This window comes from Rhodococcus sp. DMU2021, assembly GCF_019641445.1.
Taxonomy (GTDB): domain Bacteria; phylum Actinomycetota; class Actinomycetes; order Mycobacteriales; family Mycobacteriaceae; genus Rhodococcus; species Rhodococcus pyridinivorans.
Window position 1 is genome coordinate 55,251 of the sequence record NZ_JAIFKB010000009.1, and the last position, 20,031, is coordinate 75,281.

Below are 20,031 nucleotides of genomic sequence, written 5' to 3' on the forward strand. Positions count from 1 at the left end.
CGCATGAATCCGCTCCGACCGGTCGCCGTCCGTATCGGAGCGTTGCCGTGGTTGCCGCGGTATTCACAGCCGATCATCGCGGTGGACAAGACCATCCAACGGGCCACGCGCGGCAAGGTCACCCTGCTCGCGATCGCGGGACTGCCCTCGCTCGTGCTCACCGTGAAGGGCCGCAAGAGCGGGGTGCCGCGGTCCACACCGCTGCTGTGTGTGCCGCACGACGGGGGATGGCTCGTGGTGGGGTCGAACTGGGGACACCCGAAAGCCCCGTCCTGGGCGATCAACCTGCGCGCGGCCGACCAGGCGCAGGTGCTGTACGACGGGCACGAGCACGCGGTGTCGGTGCGGATCGCGGAGGGCGACGAACGCGCGCGGCTGTGGCAGGTGCTGCTGCAGACGTGGCCGAACTACGCGCTGTACGCGAAGCGCACCGACCGGGTGCTCCCCGTCTTCGTACTGACGCCGCTCGAGTCCTGATCGCAGGTCAGAGCGGGCGGTCGGCTTCCTCGACGCTCACCGGCCTCCGCCGTTCGCGCAGCAGGTGCCGCGCCGCCCAGTCGAGCCAGAACCCGAGGAAACCGATCACGACGATCACGGCCATGACCTGGTCGTAGGCGAGCTGGTCGCGGGCGTTGAGGATCTGGTAGCCGAGACCGGACCGCACGCCGAGCATCTCGGCGGGGACGAGCACGACCCACGCGATACCGAGACCGACCCGCAGACCGGTCTGCACCTGCGCGCGGATGGCCGGCAGGACGACGGTGGTGAGCAGTTCGAGTCGCGTCGCACCGAACGAGCGGGCCACCATCAGATAGCCCTGGTCGATGCCGTGCACACCGGCCGCCGTGTTGATGACGATCGGCCAGATCGCGGCGGCGGCGATGAGGAAGAAGACGGGCTGGTGGCCGATGCCGAACAACGCCACGGCGATCGGCGCCCACGACAGCGGCGAGATCATCCGCAGGAACTGCATGATGGGCATCGTCGCGCGCTCGACCAACGGGTTGAGTCCGATCAGCAACCCGAGCGGGATGCCGAGCGTCGCGGCGATCAGCAGACCCACCAGCAACCGCCACAGGCTCGCGAGCGTGTCGGGCAGCAGGACGCCGCGTGCGAACAGGTCGACGATCGCCGGGAAGACGTACTGCGGGGCGAAGTCCCGCACGAGCGAATCCGGCGCGACGAGCACCGTCGTCACCAGCCACCACAAGGCGATCGCGATGACGATGGCGACGGCCTGGGGGACGAGGGGCAGCTGCCGGACGGTGCGGGCCGTCTCCGGCGCCGTGCCGGTCGGGGCGCTCACGAAGGATCGACCTCCTCTGTGCGGGTGAGATCGGCGGGAAGGCCGAAGGCATCGGTGCCGTCGACGCGGGTGAGGGATGTGCGGACGAAGCGGTCGTCGACGAGGTCGTCGTGCACCGTCGCAGGGTCGAGACGAGAGAGGAACCGTGTGTCGCCGTCGACGACGGTGTCGTGCATCGCCTCGATCAGTGCCGCGGTGAAGGTCGGGAAGGGGAACGGCTGGTACCCGATGCGTTGCGGCTGCCACTGCGGGTGCATCGTGCCGGCCTCGCGGTCGGGATAGGTGAGGGCCTTCGTGATCGCGGGCAACGGCTGCGGAAGGTATCCGGCGGACAACATCGCGGCCGCGGCCTGACGGTCGGCGCCGATCTGCAACTGGGCGGAGACCACCGAGTCGGTGAGGGACTGTACGGCGACGGGGTCGCGTTCGATCAGGTCCTCGTGCACGAGCAGGGCGCAGCACGCGTGGTCGCGCCACACATCACCGAGGAAACGGTGGATCCGCCCCACCCCGCGGACCTCCGCGGCGGCGTTGAACGGATCGGCGACGGTGAACGCGGCGATCGAGCCGTTCGCCAGGGCCGGGATCATGTCGGACGGACCCATCACGACGAGGCCCACGGTACGGGCGGACTTCGACGGCGCCTCCCGCACGACCGGTGTCAGTCCGTGCGCCCGCAACAGCTGTTGCAGAGCAATGTTGTGGATCGACCACCAGAACGGGATCGCCACCGTCTGGCCTGCGAGATCGCTCAGGTCGGTGATGTGCGGGGCGACCGTCAGCGCCGAGCCGTTGGTGTGGTTCCAGCCGAGGATCCGCACGGAACTACCCAGGCTGTACCGCAACTGGACCGCCATGGGCATGAGCAGGTGCACGACGTCGACGCGCCGGCTGATGAAGGCTTCGGCGAGCGACGCCCAACTGCGGAAGAGCACCGGCTTCGCGGAATCGACGACGCCGGAGGGATACAGGCTCGACCCGTGCGCGACGAGCAGCGGCGCGGCGTCGGTGATCGGCAGGTAGCCGATGCGCAGTTGCCCCGTGCGATTGGCGCGGTCGGTGGTCGCGGTGCGCGCGAGGTCGATCGTGCCGGCAATACCCCCGGCTGCCGCGAGGCCGAGCGCACCGCGCATGAGGGTGCGACGGCTGAACAGACCCGGATCGGTCATGTCGCGGACAGCGACGAATCGCGGTAGTGCGCCAGGATGGCCGGACGCAGCGCGTCGCGGTCGAGCGCCGACATGCCGCCGAGCGCCCATTCCTGCTGCACCACACCCGAACTCCCGAACAGTGCGATGCGGTCGGCGAGTTCGAGCGCCTCGTCGATGTCGTGGGTGACGAGGACCGTCGTGAAACCGAGATCGCGCGCGAGTTCGCCGAGCCACGACCGCAAATCGGAGCGGGTGGCCGGGTCGAGGGCGCTGAACGGTTCGTCGAGCAGCAGCAGTCGCGGACGCACCGCGACGGCGCGGATGACGGCGATGCGCTGGGCCTGACCACCGGACAGCTGGTCGGGGTAGTAGCCGGCGAGCGCGGAGAGGCCGAAACGCTCGAGGAGCGAATCGGCGTAGGCGGTGTCGAACCGCTCGCGGTGCGCGGCGAACCGTCCACCGAAGGCGATGTTCTCGCGCACGGTGAGCCACGGCATCAGGAAGGGCTGCTGGAAGACCATCCCGGTGTGCGGACGGTTGTCGCCCTCGGTGTCGGGCCAGTCGACGGAACCGCGATCGAGGTGATCGAGACCCGCGACGATCCGCAGCAGCGTCGACTTGCCGCTACCGCTGCTGCCGAGCACCACGAGGAATTCGCCGGTCGCGATATTCAGATCCACCCCCTGGAGAACCGGGCTACGGCGACCGGCGAAACTCTTGTATCCGTTCGCTATTCGTACTGCGACAGTTCCCACCGCAGCTGTCCTTCCGACGGCGATTGAATGGGCAGGAAGGCCGCCTCACGGAATCGGCGGTTGGTGGCGCTGGCCGTCGCGTATCCGGCACCGCCGCGCAGTGTCGCTTCGAGGCGGGTCGCGGCGACGGCGACGACCGAACCGTCGAGACGCAGGCGGATGAACTCCGCAGGAGCGATCGAGGTGGGATCGGTGGCGAAGCGGTACAGCCGTTCGCGCAGTGACTCGTACTGCGCCGAAAGCTCTTCGTACTCACCGGTGAACTGCTCGCCCAGTCCGTGCAGACGGCCGACGGCCTCAGTGAGCGATGCGCGTGCCATGCCGACGCAGAACGAGGTCTGCAGCATCATGAAGGTGGGCCGGATCGAACCGCAGAAGTTTGCGAGATCCTCGGTGAGGATGTGCGACTGCGGAATCCGCACACCATCGAGCTTCAGCGAGGTCGACGACGTGGCGCCGAGCGCGAGCAGTGCGGGTGAATCCGCGATGGTGATGCCCTCGGCGTCGGCGCGGACGACGGCGACGAGGCGATCACCGTCGGCGGTGCGGGCCGGGAAGACGATCACCGAGTCGGGAAAGACGTTGGACGCCCAGTGGATCGGGCCGGTGACGGTGATGCCGTCGTCGGTTCGTTCGGCGACGAGGGGGAGCTCGCCGAGACCGGCAAGATGCTTGAGCGCCGCGGCCATGGCGGTGACGCCGATCGTGCGGCCGGATGCGAGGTCGTCCCGGTAACGATCGCGCAGGAACTGCGGTGCGCGATCGATGTATTCGAGCGCCATGCGCTGCGCCCACAGCGAGAAGCCGACGGTGAGCGATTCGGCGGCGACCTCGTCGATGACCGCGACCATCTCGGAGAGACACTCCCCGCTCAGCCCCTTGCGGAGCAGGCCGAGCTCGCCTGTACGGGCGATGTCGGTGCGGATGTCGGTTTCTCCGCGATCGAGAGCAGCTGCGCGATCGCGTACGAACTCTGCGATCGCCGCGCGCTGTTCCTCGCTCGTCCGGTCAATGGCCGCGGTCATCGGATGCTTATCCTTCGAGGGAGTGGAGACGGTCGATGGGCGTGCTGACGACCTCGCGGGCGCGCACGACGGCGGCCTCGTCGGGGGCGTTGTAGAAGCACAGGCACTTGTCCATGTCCTCGCGGACGTAGGTGCGCAGGAAGCTCACCTCGGGGACGTCGGCGTACTTCGGTGAATTCGCCTTCTTGCGCGCGAGGTAGGTCTCCATGTCGATGGTGTCGGGGATGTCCCACTCGACGAGGTAACCGGCCTCGGGGCGGGTGGCCTTGATCTGGTCGAGCTCGGCGCCGACCAGACGGACCTCGTTCGGGCCGACGATCTCGGCGACATCGAGGGAGGCCGACTCGAGCTGGGCGGGGCGGCAGGCGTCGAACTCGGCGATCGCGAAGACGCGCGTGCCGCCAGTGGTGACCTGCGATTCGATCAGTTCGCCGCCGGCGGCGACGACAGCATCGTCGAAGGCCTTGATGGCAGCTTCGGCCTGGCCCTCGGTGGGGACGAGTTCGTAGAGATACAGCGACATGGGTCACCTTCCGGGAAAGCGGGTTGGAACTGTGACCGGTCCGGGCACGGCGGGGCGCCGTTTCGTCTTCGGACGGGGCGACTACGGCATGCGGCGCACGCAGACGAGGCCGGTCAGAGAGAGGAGCGACAACACGCAGCAGTCGACACCCGCACGAGATCCACGTGCAGGCGGCGAGTCAGAAGGCTGTGTGTCACGTGCTCCACCGTACTGTGAATAGAACGGTCTGTCTATCGCGCCCTGTCCGTTACTCTGGGTACGTGCGTACGTTCGTCGAGAGTGAATCGATCGGCACTCCGAAGGGCACGGCCGGTCCGAAGGGGAAAGCCGAGCGATCGCCGTCCAAGCCCTCACCCTCCACACGTCTGCTCGACACCGCGAGCACGCTCTTCGCCGAGCATGGCATCCGTGCGGTGGGCATCGACCGCATCCTCGCCGAGGCCGGCGTCGCCCGCGCGAGCCTCTACTCGTCGTACGGGTCGAAGGATGCACTGGTGCTCGCCTATCTGGAGGATCTCGACCAGCGCGACCGGCAGCGGTGGCACGCCGCCGCCGAACCGCTCGACGATCCGATCGCGAAGATCCTCACCTTCTTCGATCTCGCGATGCAGTCGGCGCCGAAGAAGAACTTCCGGGGATGCCAGTACGCCAACGCCGCGACGGAATTCCCCCAGGAGCCTCTCGAACCGGTGCTCGCGCACCGGGAATGGCTGAATTCGACGCTCGTCGACCTGCTGAATCTCGCCGGGGCGACCGAATCCGAGGTGGTGGCCGGGCGCGTGCAACTGATCTACGACGGTGCCTTGTCCGGCAGCAAGTTCGAGCACTCCGTCGAACCGATCCGGCTCGGCCGCGACATGGCTGCAGCGATCATCGAGACGCATCTCCCCCGCTGACCCGGGGTCCGCGTCGACCCGTGGACTCAGCCTGCCGAGTTGCTCCGCTGCTGTGTGCGGCGCTCCGTGGTCGCGGAGATTGCCGGCCGCGGCACGAGAGCGCGGAAACACACGCTGGCCAGGACGAAGGTGCCGAGCGTCCCCAGCACCGCGGCCACACCCGTCGAACCGGGACGGTCGTCGATGGTGTAGTCGGCCAGTGCGCTGTCGGCGAGCCGATGTTCCTCGACGTCCCGTGCCATGCAGTCGCCTGTGAGATCCTCGGCGAGCGAGTCGATCTCGCAGCCGCGTGAGGTGGCGACCTCGAGAGCGCCGGGGGTGTCGACGGCGAGCGGCGCGAGGATCCCAGCGACGACGAGCGAGGTGAACGCCAGGCCGATGAACAGCGTCCCGCGAGCGCGCGGACGCGGAGGCGGGGGCGGCGAGGCGGTCGCGTCGAGAGGATTGACCGGAAGCCGGGTGAGATGGACGGATTCCGGGGAGATCCGCGCAACGGCGAGCACGACGGCGGCCGTCACCAGCCCTTCGACAACCCCGACCGGAACGTGGGTCGCATACAGGAATCCGATGTTCGACACCGGCACCGTGGAGGTGCCACCGAGTGCGTATTCGACGACGAAACCCGTCACCGCCGCGAGGACCGAGACGAACCCTGCGACGAACGAGACCAGACCGAGCATGACGAACCGCCGCACCCCGTGGTGTTCGCACAGTGCGCGCAGCGCCGTCGCGGCGAGGAAACCGGCGGCGATGGCGACGAGCACCATGTTCGTGACGTTGGCGCCCAGTGCCGACAGGCCGCCGTCGGCGAAGACGAAGGCCTGCACCACGAGGACGATCGTCAATGCGACCGCACCCACGAACGGGCCGAGCAGGATCGCCGCGAGCGCGCCGCCCACGACGTGGCCGCTCACGTCCGGCAGCACCGGAACGTCGACCACCTGCAGGGCGAACAACAGGGCGCAGACCACCGCCGCAGTAGGCACCGACCTCTTGCTCAGGTCGCTGCGTGCGTACCAGGCGGCGATGCTGACCCCGATCACGGCGATGACGAAGAACCACGCGGACGCGCGGTCGGCGATCAGGCCGTCGCCCATGTGCAGGGCGAGGACGTCCGTGCCGGCGAACCCACTCGTATCGACCATCTCCGATGTCCCTCCCACCGACGGAGTGCTCTGCGGCGAAGGCTAGTACCGGCATCGGGGGAGGCGGAGCGTTTTCGAGAGCTCGGCGGGACGGGAGCCTGGGCAAAAAGTGAAACCCGTTCTATATTTGCGTCATGTACGAGTGGTCCGACACAGACCTCATGTTCCGCGATGCGCTTCGCGGTTTCATCGAGAAGGAAATCCGCCCGCACGTCGACAGTCTCGAATCGGGAGAACTGCCGCCGTACGACATCATCCGGAAGTTGTACGCGACTTTCGGCATCGACGAGATGGCCCGTGAGTCGCTCGAACGCGCCCTCGCGAAAGAGGAACGCGGAGAGAAGCCTTCGGGGTCGTCCGGTGGTACCGGCGGGTCGCCGGGGATGGCGGCGTTGCTCAATATCGAGATCGCCGGGGTGAGCCTCGGGCTCATCGCCTCGCTGGGCGTCAGCCTGGGCCTGACCGCGGGCACGATCCGCAGCCGCGGCACCCTCGCGCAGAAGAAGCGATGGCTGCCCGAGTTGGTGACCTTCGAGAAGGTCGGAGCGTGGGCGATCACCGAACCCGATTCGGGTTCGGACGCCTTCGGCGGGATGAAGACGACGGTGCGCCGCGACGGGGAGGACTACGTCCTCAACGGCCAGAAGACCTTCATCACCAACGGTCCGTACGCCGACGTGATCATCGTGTACGCGAAGCTCGACGAGGGCGACTCCTCGGTGGATCGCCGCGACCGCAAGGTGCTCGCATTCGTGCTGGACAAGGGCATGGAAGGGCTCACCCAGAGCCCGCCCTTCAAGAAGATGGGCATGAACTCCTCGCCGACGGGCGAGCTGTTCTTCGATAACGTGCGCCTGACCCGCGACCGGCTGCTGGGTGAGACCGAGGACGGCGGTCGCAGCGACGGCAAGGACAGCGCGCGCGAATCCTTCGCCACCGAACGTATCGGCATCGCCTATCTGGCCCTGGGCATCATCGAGCAGTGTCTGAAGCTGTGCACCGAGTACGCGAAGTCGCGGAAGCTGTGGGGCAAGGAGATCGCACAGTTCCAGTTGATCCAGCTCAAGCTCGCCGAGATGGAGATCGCGCGGGTGAACGTCCGCAACATGGTCTTCAGCGCGATCGAACGCACGCAGGCGGGGAAGCCGGTGAGCCTGTCGGAGGCGTCGGCGATGAAGCTGTACTCGTCGCGGGCTGCGACCGAGGTGGCGATGGAGGCCGTGCAGCTGTTCGGAGGAAACGGATACATGGCCGAATATCGCGTCGAACAACTTGCGCGTGATGCGAAATCGTTGATGATCTACGCCGGTAGTAACGAAATTCAAGTAACACATATCGCGAAGGGATTGCTCGCACAGTAAGCCCTGAATACGACCGCTCGAAATTAGCAAAAAGGACAATTTTCGGAGGGGGGATGACAATTCCCCCACTGTGTCGACTATTGTTCGCCATGAGAAAAGTTATGCCGGTCGCCGACGAGGGGAGCGACCGGTCCGGAGGGGAGTCCGAGCGGAAATCGGGGGAGCGATGTACGCGGAACGAAGGGACGGCGAAAAGCCGTCGGTCACGACGGACGGCAGGAGCGCTCGCGCAGAGCGCACCCGGCAGGCCGTCATAGAGGCTCATATCGCGCTCATCAGGGCGGGAGAGCTCAAACCCACAGGGGGGCAGATCGCCTCGCGGGCCGGGGTGTCCCTGCGATCGTTGTGGGGACACTTCGGCGACCTCGAGACATTGTTCGCCGTCACCGGCGCCGAGCTGATGCGGCGCCAGGTCGACGCCTACGAGCCGATCGATCCGTCGCTGCCGCTCGAGGAGCGGATCGACGCCTACTGCAGGCAGCGGGCGGAGATGCTCGAATACATCGCGCCGTTCGCACGGTCGTCCGAGATCCGGGTGCCGTTCTCGCGCGAGTTGCAGCGCAACCGCGTGCGTTATCTCGACCGGGCGCGATACGAGATCGGGGCGTTGTTCTCCGACCAGTTCGAGGGCGTCGACGGCACCGTCCGCACCCACATCGAGAACCTGCTGGGTGTGTCGACGACCTGGCCCACCTGGGTGTCGCTGCGGGACGTACTGCGTTTGCCGGTGCCCGAAGCCGTCGAGGTCATGAAGCGGTCGGTGTCGGCGCTGCTCGCGGAGGCATCCGGAGCCGGCCGGCAGCAGGCGGTGGCCCGTGTTGCGCAGGAGAAGGCCGCGGTCGCACCGCACCGGAGGGCGCAGCAGTCCCGGCCGGTGCCGGCGATGACACCGCGGGAACAGGTCGTCGTCCCGGCCTGAGCGCCCGGCCTGAGCATCAGAGCGTGTCGGTCGGTTTCCGACCGGCGCGTGCCGAGAGAAAGGTCTCGACCGCAGGCAGCGCGGCCGAGACCGTCTCGGCATGGTCCACCCCGCGCAGGATCGCGAGTCGCGCACCGGGGACGGTGCGCGACAACGCGCGGGTGTCCTCCACGCGCAGGCGATCGTCCGACCCGACGACGGCGAGCACGGGCACGTCGATGTCGGCGAGCATCTCGTCGTCGATCCCCGGTTCCCGATCCGACCGGCGGAAATAGGCGGCGAGAGCCTGCGCGTCGTTCTTCAGGAAGGCCGAGCGCGTCGCGGGATCGACCGGCGTGCGACGCCGCTCCTCCCAGGCACGGACGAAACCGTCCATGCCCTCGCGCTCGAGCACGTCGACGGTGCCGGGGAAGAACATCGCGTCCATCGATCCCGCCTGGGGGCGTGCGCTCCCGCCGAGCAGCGTCAGACTCGACAGTCTGTCCGGAGCGTCGACGGCGAGCGCGAGTCCCGCACGGGCGCCGAACGAATAGCCGACGTAGTGCACCCGGTCGACCCCGGCCGCATCCAGGACGGCCAGCAGGTCCCCGACGATCGCGTCCATCGCGTAGGCGTCCTCGTCGTGAGGGGTGTCGCTGCGGCCGTGCCCACGCAGGTCGGGCATGACCAGCCGGAAATCCCCGCTGAGTGCCTTCACGTAGCCGAAGGCCCGCCACACCGCCGACGACAGGGCACTGCCGTGGACCAGCAGCACGACCGGTGCCCCCTCGGGACCTGCCGTGGTGAACCGGATCCGGGTGCCGTCGGCGGGATTCGTCGCGTGGCTCATCCCAGCAGTATCGCCGAACGGCTCACCGCCCGAGCTCGACCGACCGATCCACCTCCACCTCCTCCAGGAATCGTTCGTCGTGCGAGACCACCACGAGCGCACCGCTGTAGGCACGCAGGGCCTGGGTCAAGTGCGCGAGACCGGCCAGGTCGAGGTTGTTGGTGGGCTCGTCCAGCAGCAACAACTGCGGAGCGGGATCGGCCGCGAGCACGATCGCGAGCGCGGCCCGCAGTCGTTCCCCACCCGACAGTGCCCCCACGGCGACCTCGGCGTGCCGGCCGCGGAACAGGAAGCGCGCCAGACGTGCCCGCACCTGCTGCGGAGTCAGGTGCGGCGCACGATCCTCGGCGTTCTCCGCGACCGAACGATCGTCGTCGAAGATGTCGAGCCGCTGCGGGAGCAACGCGAAGGGAACGTGGGGTTCCGCCTCGACGATGCGGTGCAGCAGGGTCGTCTTCCCCGACCCGTTGGGGCCGCGCAGCGCGATCCGTTCCGGCCCGACGATCTCGAGCGGTGCGTCCGCCACACGCCGGCCGGGTGGAACCGCGGTTCCGGGCAGATCGATGCGGATCTCCGGATCGTCGCGCACGGCGTCCTTCGCGCGATCGAGGTTCTCCCGTGCAGTGGTCAGATCCTCCTCGTGCTCACGGCGGAATCGCCCGGCGGATTCCTGCGCCTGCCGTTTGCGCGCGCCCATGACGATCTTGGGTTCGCGCTTCTGCTCGTACATCTTCTGCCCGTAGCGTTGCCGCCGGGCGAGCGTGACGTGCGCCGCCGCCAATTCGCGTGCCTGGCGCCGCACGTCGTTACGGGCGTCCCGCACTGCGGCCCGTGCCGCCTCCTGCTCCTCCGCGACGATCCGTTCGTACTCGCCGAATCCGCCGCCGAACAGGCGCAGAGCCCCGTTGCGCAGTTCGGCGATCGAGTCCATGCGGTCGAGCAGTTCCCGGTCGTGCCCGGCGACGAGCACCGTGCCGGGGAACCGGTCGAGCGCATCCTGCAGGCGCGCACGTCCGTCGGCGTCGAGATTGTTCGTCGGCTCGTCGAGCAACAGCGCGTCCGGCTCGTCGAGCAGGCGTGCGGTGAAGGCGAGCAGCACCGTCTCCCCGCCGGAGAGCTGACCGACGGTGCGGTCGAAATCCCCGACGTCGTGCAGGATCCGGTCGAGGCCGACGCGATGCATGAGCGCAAGAGCGCGGTCCTCGATGTCCCACCGATCGGCTACGACCTCGAAGTCCCGATCGTCGAACGATCCTGATTCGATGCGGCGCAGGGACTTTCGGATATCTCCGATGCCGAGGACGGAATCGACCGGCACCGTCGGATCGAGGGTCACGTCCTGAGGGAGGTAGGCGACCCGTCCCCGCACCGTCGACGAACCGGAGGTCGGGCGGAGTTCACCCGCGATCAACCGGAGCAGGGTGGTCTTCCCGCTTCCGTTGCGTCCCACCAGGCCGATCCGCCCCGCCGGGACGACGGCGTCGAGATCCTGCACGGCGACGGTGCCGTCCGGATGGGCGTAGGAGAGTGCGGACAGCGTGATACCGGATGAAGACATGATGGCTCCCGAAGGGTGAGGGTCGATTGCGCGAGTGCGCGGGGGACGGGACCTCTCACAGGAGCAACGGACTTCTCCGATCGACGGGTACGGGATGCGAACACCATGGTGAGCCCGCACCGTCCGGGATGCAACCGAATATTTCACCCCGACTCCTACCTGCGATAACAGGCACGGGCTCGAAAGTGCAGGCATGATCGGGACCGTGTGGATCCGACTGATCGGTATGGGAGTCGCGACAGTCACGATGCTGTCGCTGTCGGCGTGTGCCCTCGGCCCCGATCAGCCCGAGACGATCGCGGAAGAGTTCGCTGCCGCTCTCGACGCCGGCGACGTCTCCGGAGCGGCAGCGCTGACCACCGATCCGGTGGCCGCGGAGTCCGCGATCGATGTCCTCTTCGCCGGCCTCGGCCACGACGACCCGACCGTGAGTGTCGCGGGGACGGGCGACGGCGACACCTTCGACCTCGACGTGACGTGGAACTTCGGGGAGGGCCGCGACTGGTCGTACCGCACCACCGGCAGCGCGACGGAGGACCCCGAGGCCGACGCGTGGCGGGTCCGCTGGGACCCCACGGTGCTGTCACCGGAACTGGCGGGCGGCGCGTCGCTGGAGTATCTGACCACCGTCGGCGCCCCGCCGACGATCTTCGACCGGGCCGGGCGGCCGCTCATGGGGGAGCAGGTCGTCACCGTCGTGAACCTGGATGCCACCGCCGATCCCGCCGCGGTCGCTCCCGTGCTGGCCACGGTCGTCCCGACGATCACGGCGGAGAGTCTCGCCGAGCAGGTCGCGGTGGCCGCCGGCGGCGCTGCGGGAGTGATCACACTGCGTGAGGAGGACCTCGCACCGATCGAGGATCGCCTCGCCGCGCTGCCCGGCGTGACGCTCGTGCCGCAGACCCGTCTGCTCACCACCGAGCGCGACCTCGCCTCGCCCGTGTGGTCCGGCCTCGCCGAACTGTGGCAGGAGGGGCAGGACGCCTCGGCCGGCTGGGTGATCCGGCGGGTCGCGGCGGACGGCACGACGAGCCAGGTCGCCGGCGAAGCCGGACCGGAGGCACCCGACCTGACCAGCACGATCGACCTCGACCTGCAGCGACGGGCCGAGGAGGTCCTCGCGGGTTTCGACACGCCCGCGGTGATCGTCGGGATCGAACCCTCGACGGGCGCGATCCGCACGATGGCCCAGAACGACGCGGCCGACGCCGAGGGGCCGATCGCCGCGACCGGCCTCTATCCGCCGGGGTCGACGTTCAAGGTGGTGACGACGGCGGCGGCGCTCGATGCCGGGCTCGCCGAACCCGACACCGTGCTGCCGTGCCCGGGCATCGCCTCGGTCGGCTCACGAACGATCCCGAACGACGAGAACTTCGATCTCGGCCCCGTGCCGCTGCACACCGCGTTCGCGTTCTCGTGCAATACGACCATGGGGCAGCTCGCTCTGGACCTGCCGCCCGACGCCCTGCGCGCCACCGCGGAACGCTTCGGTCTCGGCATCGATTACGTCACGCCCGGTCTCGTCACGGTCACGGGTAACGTGCCGGTCGCAGACACCGATGCTGCCCGCGTGGAGGCAGCGATCGGACAGGGTCGGGTGACGGCGTCGCCTTTCGGGATGGCGCTGGTCGCAGCCTCGGCGGCGAACGGCCGCACGCCGGTTCCGACGATCGTGGAGGGGCAGCCGGCGACCGCGGATCGGGAGGCCGAACCGATGCCCGAGAACGTGCTGACGGCACTGCGAGAGATGATGCGCGAGACTGTGATCGAGGGTACAGCCGGCGCGTTGCGCGACATTCCCGATCTGACGGGGAAGACGGGGACGGCGGAGTACGGTGACAACGTCGGGGCGCACGGCTGGTTTATCGGATCACAGGATAATCTTGCCTTTGCGGTGTTCGTGTCGGGGGCGGACGGCTCCGCCCCTGCCGTCGAGGCGGCGGGTCGATGGCTGAGGGGGTAGGACGCGTGGCGCAATTGTGATGTGTTCGTGCACAACGCGTGCTGGTATCTCGTGTGACTGAAGTGAAGGTTGTTACATATGAGATTTCGTGATTGGCGGGGGAAGCGGGGGCGCATCGTCGCGCTGGCCGTGTGCCTCGTCGTGGCTGTCGTCGCTCTGACGACGGTTGTGTTCTCGGATTCTCGAAGCGAGGCGCAACGCCTCGTCGACGACTTCGTTGCCGCCCTCGACGATCGTGATGCGGGCGCAGCGGCGGCCCTGACCTCCTACCCGAACGCGGCGGAGGAAACGATCTCGCAGATGTACGACGGTCTGTCCGACGGCACCGTCGACTACGACGTCACCCAGCTGGTCGAACTCAACGACGACTCGGGATACTTCACGCTCTCCGCCGGCTGGAATTTCGGTGAGGGCAAGGACTGGTCGTATCAGGTCACCGGTTCGGTGCGGAAGCTCGCCGTCGGCTGGCGTGTGTCCTGGGACCCGGAGGTCGTCGTCCCCGACCTGTCCGGCGGACGCACCGTCCACCACGTGCGCACCGACGCCGCGCCGCCGAAGATCTTCGACCGCACGGGCCGCCTCCTCATGGAGGAACAGACCATCAACGCCGTGGTGCTCGACCCGGCGGCGATGCCCGACCCCGTCGACACCACCACTCGTCTCGCGGCGGTTCTCGAGCCGGTCGCACCCGTCATCACCGCCCAGCTGATGCAGGAGCGGATGGCGGAGAACCCCGGAAACCGGATCACCGCGGTCAAGCTCCGCGACCAGGACTACCAGTTCCTCGAGGGCGGCATCGTGTCGATCCCCGGGGTCGAGGTGCTCACGACACCCACCCTGATCAGCGCCGATCGGCGGATCTCCACGCCGCTGCTCGACTCGCTGCGCTCGGCCTGGCAGCTCGAACGCGACCGGACGGCAGGCTGGGCGGTCACCCTCGAGGATCCCGAGGAGGGCCCGATCCAGGTGGCGGGCTTCCAGGGCCCGCCGCCTCCGGACCTGCAGGCGACCGTCGACTCCCAGGTGCAGCTCGCCGCGAAGGAAGCGGTCGTCACCGCAGGTACCCCGGCCGCGGTGGTCGCCATCCAGCCCTCGACCGGTGGCATCCTCGCCGCCGACGTCAACAACTGGGCCATGGAACTCGGTCCCGTCATCACCCACGGTCTCTACCCGGCCGGCGGCGTTCTCGATCCGGTCCGGCTCGCGGCCGGCCTCGAGCGCGGCGTCGATCCGAACGACGTGGGATCCGATGACGTCGCCTCGACCGCCCGTCGCCTCGGCCTCGGCGTCGACTACGACGTGCCGGGCTTCGAGTTCGAGACCTCGCAGATCGGGCACAGCCGCTCCGGAGTTGTCCAGTTCGCCGGATCGGATTCCGACGAGAACCTGATCACGCCGCTCGGCGCCGCGGTGCTGGCCGCCTCGGTCGCACGGGGCAGCGTCGCTGCCCCGACGATCGTGCAGGGCCAGGAGACGGTCGTCCACGACGCCCCCGAGGCGCTGCCCGGTTCTGTGATCGACGCCCTGCGCGGCATGATGATCGACAACGTGCAGAACGGTCCGGCGTCCTTCCTCCGTGGACACGCCGGTCTCGCGGGTATCGCCGCGGCGAGCGGTGAGGACCGCTGGTTCTTCGGCTACACCGGCGGCGACCTGGCCTTCGCGGTCTTCGTCGCCGATGCCGACGGCGGCGACCGCGCGATCAAGATGGCCGACACCTTCCTGCGCAAGCTCGGAGAACCCCTGCTCGGGGAGTGATCGGCCGGAGGCCGGTCCATGGTGCGCTGATCGGCCGGAGGCCGGTCCATGGTGCGCTGATCCGCCGGAGGCCGGTCCATGGTGCGCTGATCCGCCGGAGGCCGGTCCGCGGCGTACAGGTACGTTGAGCGACCGTGACCGTCCTCGACCTGGCACTGCTCGTGGTTGCCGGATTCTTCGCGGGTGTCGTCGGGTTCGTCACCGGCCTGGCGTCGATCGTCTCGTATCCGGCGTTGCTCGCCGTCGGCCTCCCGCCGGTCGCGGCGAACGTCACCAACACCGTCGCGATGGTCGGTGTGGGTGTCGGGGCGCTGACCAATTCGGCGCGGGAGGTCGTCGACACCGGCCCCCGCGTGTGGTGGTGGACGCTCTACGCCGCGCTCGGCGGCGTGGTCGGCGCGGCTGTCCTGCTCGTCGCGCCGCCCGACTCGTTCGAGGCGATCGTTCCGGGTTTCGTCGCGCTCGCCGCTCTCGCGCTGCTGCTCCAACCACGCATCCGCACCCTGGCCGGCGGTCGCGACCTGCCGCGGGTGTTCTCCGTGGCGGTCTTCGTCGTCGCGGTCTACGGCGGATACTTCGGTGCCGGCGCCGGCGTCGTCTTCTACGCGCTGGTGCTTATCTGCACGTCCGAGCAGATTTGGCGCGCGAGCATCCTCAAGAGCTACCTGCTCGGCGTCGCCAACCTGGTCGCGGCGATCGGGTTCGCAGTCTTCGGACCCGTGCACTGGGGTGCGGCGGCCGCCATGGCTGTCGGCGCGTTCGCGGGTGGCTACTGCGGTCCGCCGCTCGTGCGGCGCATGCCCCCGAACCTGCTGCGCGTGGGTGTCGCGCTCGCAGGGTTCGGGTTGGCGGTATGGCTCGCTCTCCGCTGAGCAGCGTCCTGTGCAGTGGTGCTACTGCACGCCGTGCATGAGCTTTTTGATGTGCGGCGCGAAGAGGGCCAGCACGATGCCCACTGCGATCGACGCTCCGCCGATCCACAGGTAGTACGGCACCTCGTTGTTCTCGTCGTAGAACCCCGCGAGGGTGCCGGCCATGGCCGTACCGCATGCGACGGACAGGTAGAACAACGCGACCATCTGTGTGTGGAAGTTCTTCGGCGCGAGCTTCGTCGACAGCGACAGTCCGACGGGGGACAGGAACAGCTCGGCGAAGGTGAACAGCAGCAGGATGAAGACCAGTCCGAGCAGCGGAGCGCTGTTGGGGCCGCCACCGGCCATGGGGATGAAGCACAGGAAGGCGATGCCCATGATGATCGTGCCTGCGGCGAACTTGATGGGCGACGAGGGCTGACGCGGTCCGAGTTTGGTCCACACGGCGGCGAAGACACCCGCGAACAGGATGATGAAGACCGGGTTGATCGACTGCACCCAGGACGGCGGGAACTCCCACCCGAACAGATTACGGTCCAGGCGTGTGTCGGCGTAGACGGCGACCATCGTGAACTGTTGCTGGAAGAGCGACCAGAACACTGCGCTCGCGATGAACATCGGGATGAACGACAGCACCCGGCTGCGCTCGACCGGCGTGATCTGCTTGCTCGACAGCATGAGGACGAAGTAGGTGATCGTCGCGATGATGGTCAGGGCGACGACGATGTCGGACATGTTGCTCGTCGTGACGAGGCCGGTCAGCGCGGCGACCGCGATGAGGACCACGGCGACCAGACCGATCCCGGCGGCTTTCGTGCGCGTCTCGGCGGGAAGCGGATGGGGTGGCACCTTGCCGATGTCGCCGAGATGCTTGCGGTAGATCGTGTACTGCAGCAGGCCGAGGAACATGCCGACCGCGGCGAGACCGAAGCCCCAGTGGAAGCCGTAACGCGTCTGTAGGAAGCCGGTGAGCAGCGGGCCGACGAGCGCGCCGATGTTCACGCCCATGTAGAAGATGGAGAAACCGGCGTCGCGTCGCGGGTCCTGCTCGTCGTAGAGATCGCCGACGATCGACGTCGCCGTGGCCTTCAGACCACCGCTACCGAACGCGACCAGCACCAGGCCGATACCCACCCCGACGAAACCGGGCAGCACCGCGAGCGCGATGTGGCCGAACATGATGAGCACGGCGCTGTAGAACAGGGTCCGTTCGGAACCCAGCAGCCGGTCGGCGATCCACGCCCCGAGAATCGTCGACAGGTAGACCGTGCCGCCGTAGGCGCCGACGATGGAGGTCGCAGCCCCCTGGCTGATCCCCAGCCCGCCCTCGGATGCCGAGTAGTACAGGTAGTAGATCAGGATGCCCTGCATGCCGTAGAAGGAGAATCGCTCCCACATCTCGACACCGAACAGGTTGGCCAGGGGTAGTGGCTGACCGAAGAACCGATGGTCGGATCGCGACCCGGTCAGAGTAGGTGGTTCCAGCGTGGACATGATCTCCACTGTTCCACCGCACGGGGCGCGAGCGCGAAAAATTCGCGTATCCCGCGGTCGCAGATCACACTTCGCGTGCGAGTGCGAGAGCTGCGACCGGAGGGTCGGTACTGGTCGACCTCGGCGAGGTCAGTGAGCGTCGACCTTGCGGTGCTGGAGCAGTCCGACGACCACGCGCCAGCCCACCAGGAACAGGCCCAAGAAGATCGTCGCGACGATGATGAAGGCGGTTGCGGTGCCCTGACCGGTGACGGCCCGCAGCAGCATCCCCACGACGAGGGTGCTCACCCACACGAGCAGTCCGGTGGGAACGGCCGCGAAGGCGTCGAACTTGTCGCGGTAGAGCCACGCGGTGAAGAACCATCCGACGGTGAGGCCGCCGAGGAACGGCCACGCCGTTCCTGCGAGCCCCACGAGATCGAGCACTTCGTCGTGACTGGAACGACCGAGCACGGCGAATACGACGACGAGAACGACGTCGATCGCCAACGCCGGGATGTACTTCTTCACGGGTCCAGAGTAGCGGCGGCGCGGGGCGCGTCGGAATCTCCGGCGCGTGCTCTCGAGCACGATCCGGACCGGTAGAGCGGGTGGAACGTGGCAGCGCCCCTGCCGGAGCAGGGGCGCTGTCTGTGCGAGAGGGGTCAGGCCTGCAGGCCGGCCTCGATCTCGAGGGTGATGGTGATCTTGTCGCCGACGACGGCTCCGCCGCCTTCGAGCGGCATTTCGATGCTGATGCCGAAATCCTTGCGGTTGATGACGGTGGTGGCCTCGAAGCCGGCGACCGGGCCCTGGCCCATGCCGGGGTTGACGCCGTTGAACTCGAGCTTCAGGTCGACCGGGCGGGTGACGCCGTGGAGCGTGAAGTCGCCCGTGACGATGTAGTTATCACCGTCGGCACGCACGTCGGTCGAGGTGAAGGTGGCGACGGGGAACTGCTCGGCGTCGAAGAAGTCGGCGGAGCGGATGTGCGCGTCGCGGTCGGCGTTCTTGGTGTTGATCGACTTGACGTCGATCTCGGCGTTCACCGATGCGGTGCCGTCCTCGGCGACGGTGATGGCGCCGGAGAAGTTCTCGAAGGTGCCGCGAACCTTGCTGACGACGAGGTGCCGGACGGTGAAGCCCACGTTCGAGTGGACGGGATCGATGGCCCAGGTGCCGGTGGTCAGGCCGGGGAAGGTGGTGGTGGCGGTCGTCATGGTGGTCCTCCTCGATGGTCAAACTTTCAACTGCTTGTCGACAACCATGCCACCAAATAGTTGCATGCGCAACTACATCGTGAGGTGGATCACGCCGGCTCGGGATTCTCGACCGGACGACGCCGCCGCTCCAGGGCGCTGCGCTCGTGTTCTGCGCGCTCGGCGATCGGATCGATCTCGTCGGGTCCGTTGCCCCGGTACATCGCGGCGACGGTGGCCCAGCCCGCCAGGGCCACGAACGCGAAGCTCACCATCCGATACACGAAGACCGCTGCCAGCGACTGCGACGCGCTCAGCCCGGCAGCGGTGAGCGTCGCGATGAGGGTGCCGTCCACGAATCCGAGGCCGCCCGGTGCGAGCGGCACGCTGCCCACGGCCTTCGCCGCCGCGAACGCGATGAACAACCCCGCCACCGACGGGGAGCCGCCGACAGCCCAGCACGCCAGTCCGAGGCACGCGACATCGGCTGCACGGTGCACGGCCGACCACGCCACCGCGGCCACACCGTCGCGACGCGCGAGTTCGACGGACTCGAGCTGCGCGAGGGTGCGTTCGAAGACGTCGAAGCCGGTGTCCCTCGGCTTCCTCGTGATGCGGTTGACCCGACGGAGCACCCACGTGCCCGCCGCCTCGATCGACGTGGGGTTCTTCGCGACGTACCGCAGGCCGAAGATCAACGCGATCGCGCCCGCGAGCGACAACACGAGAGTGACGGGGCTGATCCGGCTGCCGACCGCGAACGCACCGATCATGCCCACCGACGCCAGGGTCACGGCCGCGATGACGCCGGAAACCGCGAGTTGCCACGAGGCGACCACGGGGGTCGCACCCCACTTGCGGGTCTGCTTGTAGGTGAAGGCCGTGGAGAAGACCGGACCTGCGGGCAGGGTCACCGCCATCGCCGTGCTGCCGTAGATCACCGACGCCGAACGCCAGTGCCCGACGCGCACCCCGCCGGCGCGGAGCAGTCGCTGCTGCACTCCCGCGAAGCCGCTGAGGGAGATCATCTGCGCCAGCACGGCCGCCGCGAACCAGCCCCAGTGCATCTCCGTGACCGCGCGCCACGAGTCGCTCATCGTCGGCCACAGGTAGATCGCCTCGACCGTCAGCAGAGCCACGAGGGCGATCGCCGACACCCACTTGATCCACCGGAACGAGCCCCGACGCGGCGTGGCGTCGGGGCATGGAGGATCGTCGTGCGGCTGCGCCACGCTGTTCACCGTAACCGACCGTCGGGTCACGAAGAGGGCGCTGTGGCCGTTCCGCGTCGTTCGCGG

General features: G+C 68.1%; 20 protein-coding genes. 7 read left to right on the forward strand and 13 right to left on the reverse strand.

Annotated features, from left to right (window positions below):
• Nucleotides 1–3: 3 nt before the first annotated feature.
• Complete coding sequence (locus tag K3M35_RS14075) at nucleotides 4–477, forward strand: nitroreductase family deazaflavin-dependent oxidoreductase (protein ID WP_039585025.1); 474 nt, start codon at nucleotides 4–6, stop codon at nucleotides 475–477.
• Between the two features lie 7 nt (nucleotides 478–484).
• Here K3M35_RS14075 and K3M35_RS14080 read toward each other — a convergent pair whose 3' ends face one another.
• The 6 genes from K3M35_RS14080 to K3M35_RS26890 all read right to left on the reverse strand — a co-directional run bounded on the left by K3M35_RS14080 (nucleotide 485) and on the right by K3M35_RS26890 (nucleotide 4,966).
• Nucleotides 485–1,255 (reverse strand): ABC transporter permease, encoded by a 771-nt coding sequence (locus tag K3M35_RS14080; protein WP_202399481.1) that lies wholly within the window; start codon nucleotides 1,253–1,255, stop codon nucleotides 485–487.
• Nucleotides 1,256–1,302: 47 nt separating this feature from the next.
• A complete protein-coding gene (locus K3M35_RS14085) occupies nucleotides 1,303–2,475 on the reverse strand; it encodes an ABC transporter substrate-binding protein (protein WP_006553698.1) in 1,173 nt (390 codons plus the stop codon).
• A complete protein-coding gene (locus K3M35_RS14090; RefSeq protein ID WP_220666565.1) occupies nucleotides 2,472–3,212 on the reverse strand; it encodes an ABC transporter ATP-binding protein in 741 nt (246 codons plus the stop codon). Before K3M35_RS14090 ends, K3M35_RS14085 begins: the two co-directional genes overlap by 4 nt.
• Entirely contained in the window at nucleotides 3,188–4,237 is a 1,050-nt protein-coding gene (locus tag K3M35_RS14095; protein WP_220666566.1) for an acyl-CoA dehydrogenase family protein, read from the reverse strand. The genes K3M35_RS14090 and K3M35_RS14095 overlap by 25 nt, the downstream gene beginning before the upstream one ends.
• A 7-nt stretch (nucleotides 4,238–4,244) precedes the next feature.
• A complete protein-coding gene (locus K3M35_RS14100; protein WP_016694511.1) occupies nucleotides 4,245–4,760 on the reverse strand; it encodes a DUF4242 domain-containing protein in 516 nt (171 codons plus the stop codon).
• A gap of 113 nt (nucleotides 4,761–4,873) precedes the next feature.
• Nucleotides 4,874–4,966: a putative leader peptide gene (locus K3M35_RS26890; RefSeq protein ID WP_363890111.1), complete on the reverse strand. Its 93-nt coding sequence runs from the start codon at nucleotides 4,964–4,966 to the stop codon at nucleotides 4,874–4,876.
• Between the two features lie 54 nt (nucleotides 4,967–5,020).
• Between K3M35_RS26890 and K3M35_RS14105 the strand changes: the two genes are divergently transcribed.
• Entirely contained in the window at nucleotides 5,021–5,656 is a 636-nt protein-coding gene (locus K3M35_RS14105) for a TetR/AcrR family transcriptional regulator (RefSeq protein WP_039585023.1), read from the forward strand.
• Between the two features lie 26 nt (nucleotides 5,657–5,682).
• Here K3M35_RS14105 and K3M35_RS14110 read toward each other — a convergent pair whose 3' ends face one another.
• A complete protein-coding gene (locus K3M35_RS14110; RefSeq protein ID WP_220666567.1) occupies nucleotides 5,683–6,801 on the reverse strand; it encodes an energy-coupling factor ABC transporter permease in 1,119 nt (372 codons plus the stop codon).
• Nucleotides 6,802–6,935: 134 nt separating this feature from the next.
• Here K3M35_RS14110 and K3M35_RS14115 point away from each other — a divergent pair, with 134 nt between their 5' ends.
• Nucleotides 6,936–8,162, forward strand: coding sequence for an acyl-CoA dehydrogenase family protein (locus K3M35_RS14115; protein WP_033096324.1), 1,227 nt, complete (start codon nucleotides 6,936–6,938; stop codon nucleotides 8,160–8,162).
• Nucleotides 8,163–8,490: 328 nt separating this feature from the next.
• On the forward strand, nucleotides 8,491–9,081 hold the full coding sequence (locus tag K3M35_RS14120; protein WP_041803855.1) for a hypothetical protein: 591 nt from the start codon (nucleotides 8,491–8,493) through the stop codon (nucleotides 9,079–9,081).
• A gap of 16 nt (nucleotides 9,082–9,097) precedes the next feature.
• On the opposite strand, the gene K3M35_RS14125 is transcribed toward K3M35_RS14120, so the two are convergent.
• Both K3M35_RS14125 and K3M35_RS14130 read right to left on the reverse strand, forming a co-directional pair.
• Nucleotides 9,098–9,910 carry an alpha/beta fold hydrolase gene (locus K3M35_RS14125; protein ID WP_064060499.1) on the reverse strand — a complete coding sequence of 271 codons (813 nt, stop codon included), beginning with the start codon at nucleotides 9,908–9,910 and terminating at the stop codon, nucleotides 9,098–9,100.
• A gap of 22 nt (nucleotides 9,911–9,932) precedes the next feature.
• Nucleotides 9,933–11,468: an ABC-F family ATP-binding cassette domain-containing protein gene (locus tag K3M35_RS14130; protein WP_039585018.1), complete on the reverse strand. Its 1,536-nt coding sequence runs from the start codon at nucleotides 11,466–11,468 to the stop codon at nucleotides 9,933–9,935.
• Between the two features lie 193 nt (nucleotides 11,469–11,661).
• Here K3M35_RS14130 and K3M35_RS14135 point away from each other — a divergent pair, with 193 nt between their 5' ends.
• From K3M35_RS14135 to K3M35_RS14145, 3 genes are all read left to right on the forward strand, one after another.
• Nucleotides 11,662–13,431, forward strand: coding sequence for a penicillin-binding transpeptidase domain-containing protein (locus K3M35_RS14135; RefSeq protein WP_220666568.1), 1,770 nt, complete (start codon nucleotides 11,662–11,664; stop codon nucleotides 13,429–13,431).
• A 78-nt stretch (nucleotides 13,432–13,509) separates the two neighbouring features.
• Entirely contained in the window at nucleotides 13,510–15,189 is a 1,680-nt protein-coding gene (locus tag K3M35_RS14140; RefSeq protein WP_259444029.1) for an NTF2-like N-terminal transpeptidase domain-containing protein, read from the forward strand.
• A gap of 134 nt (nucleotides 15,190–15,323) precedes the next feature.
• Complete coding sequence (locus K3M35_RS14145) at nucleotides 15,324–16,061, forward strand: sulfite exporter TauE/SafE family protein (protein WP_220666569.1); 738 nt, start codon at nucleotides 15,324–15,326, stop codon at nucleotides 16,059–16,061.
• 21 nt (nucleotides 16,062–16,082) lie between these two features.
• Here the strand turns inward: K3M35_RS14145 and K3M35_RS14150 are convergent, their stop codons facing one another.
• From K3M35_RS14150 to K3M35_RS14165, 4 genes are all read right to left on the reverse strand, one after another.
• Nucleotides 16,083–17,555: a peptide MFS transporter gene (locus K3M35_RS14150; protein WP_033096407.1), complete on the reverse strand. Its 1,473-nt coding sequence runs from the start codon at nucleotides 17,553–17,555 to the stop codon at nucleotides 16,083–16,085.
• 129 nt (nucleotides 17,556–17,684) lie between these two features.
• A complete protein-coding gene (locus K3M35_RS14155) occupies nucleotides 17,685–18,065 on the reverse strand; it encodes a DUF3054 domain-containing protein (protein ID WP_006552707.1) in 381 nt (126 codons plus the stop codon).
• Nucleotides 18,066–18,199: 134 nt separating this feature from the next.
• Nucleotides 18,200–18,754, reverse strand: coding sequence for a YceI family protein (locus K3M35_RS14160; RefSeq protein WP_019290865.1), 555 nt, complete (start codon nucleotides 18,752–18,754; stop codon nucleotides 18,200–18,202).
• A gap of 89 nt (nucleotides 18,755–18,843) precedes the next feature.
• Entirely contained in the window at nucleotides 18,844–19,965 is a 1,122-nt protein-coding gene (locus K3M35_RS14165; RefSeq protein WP_228044692.1) for a YbhN family protein, read from the reverse strand.
• Nucleotides 19,966–20,031: the final 66 nt, after the last annotated feature.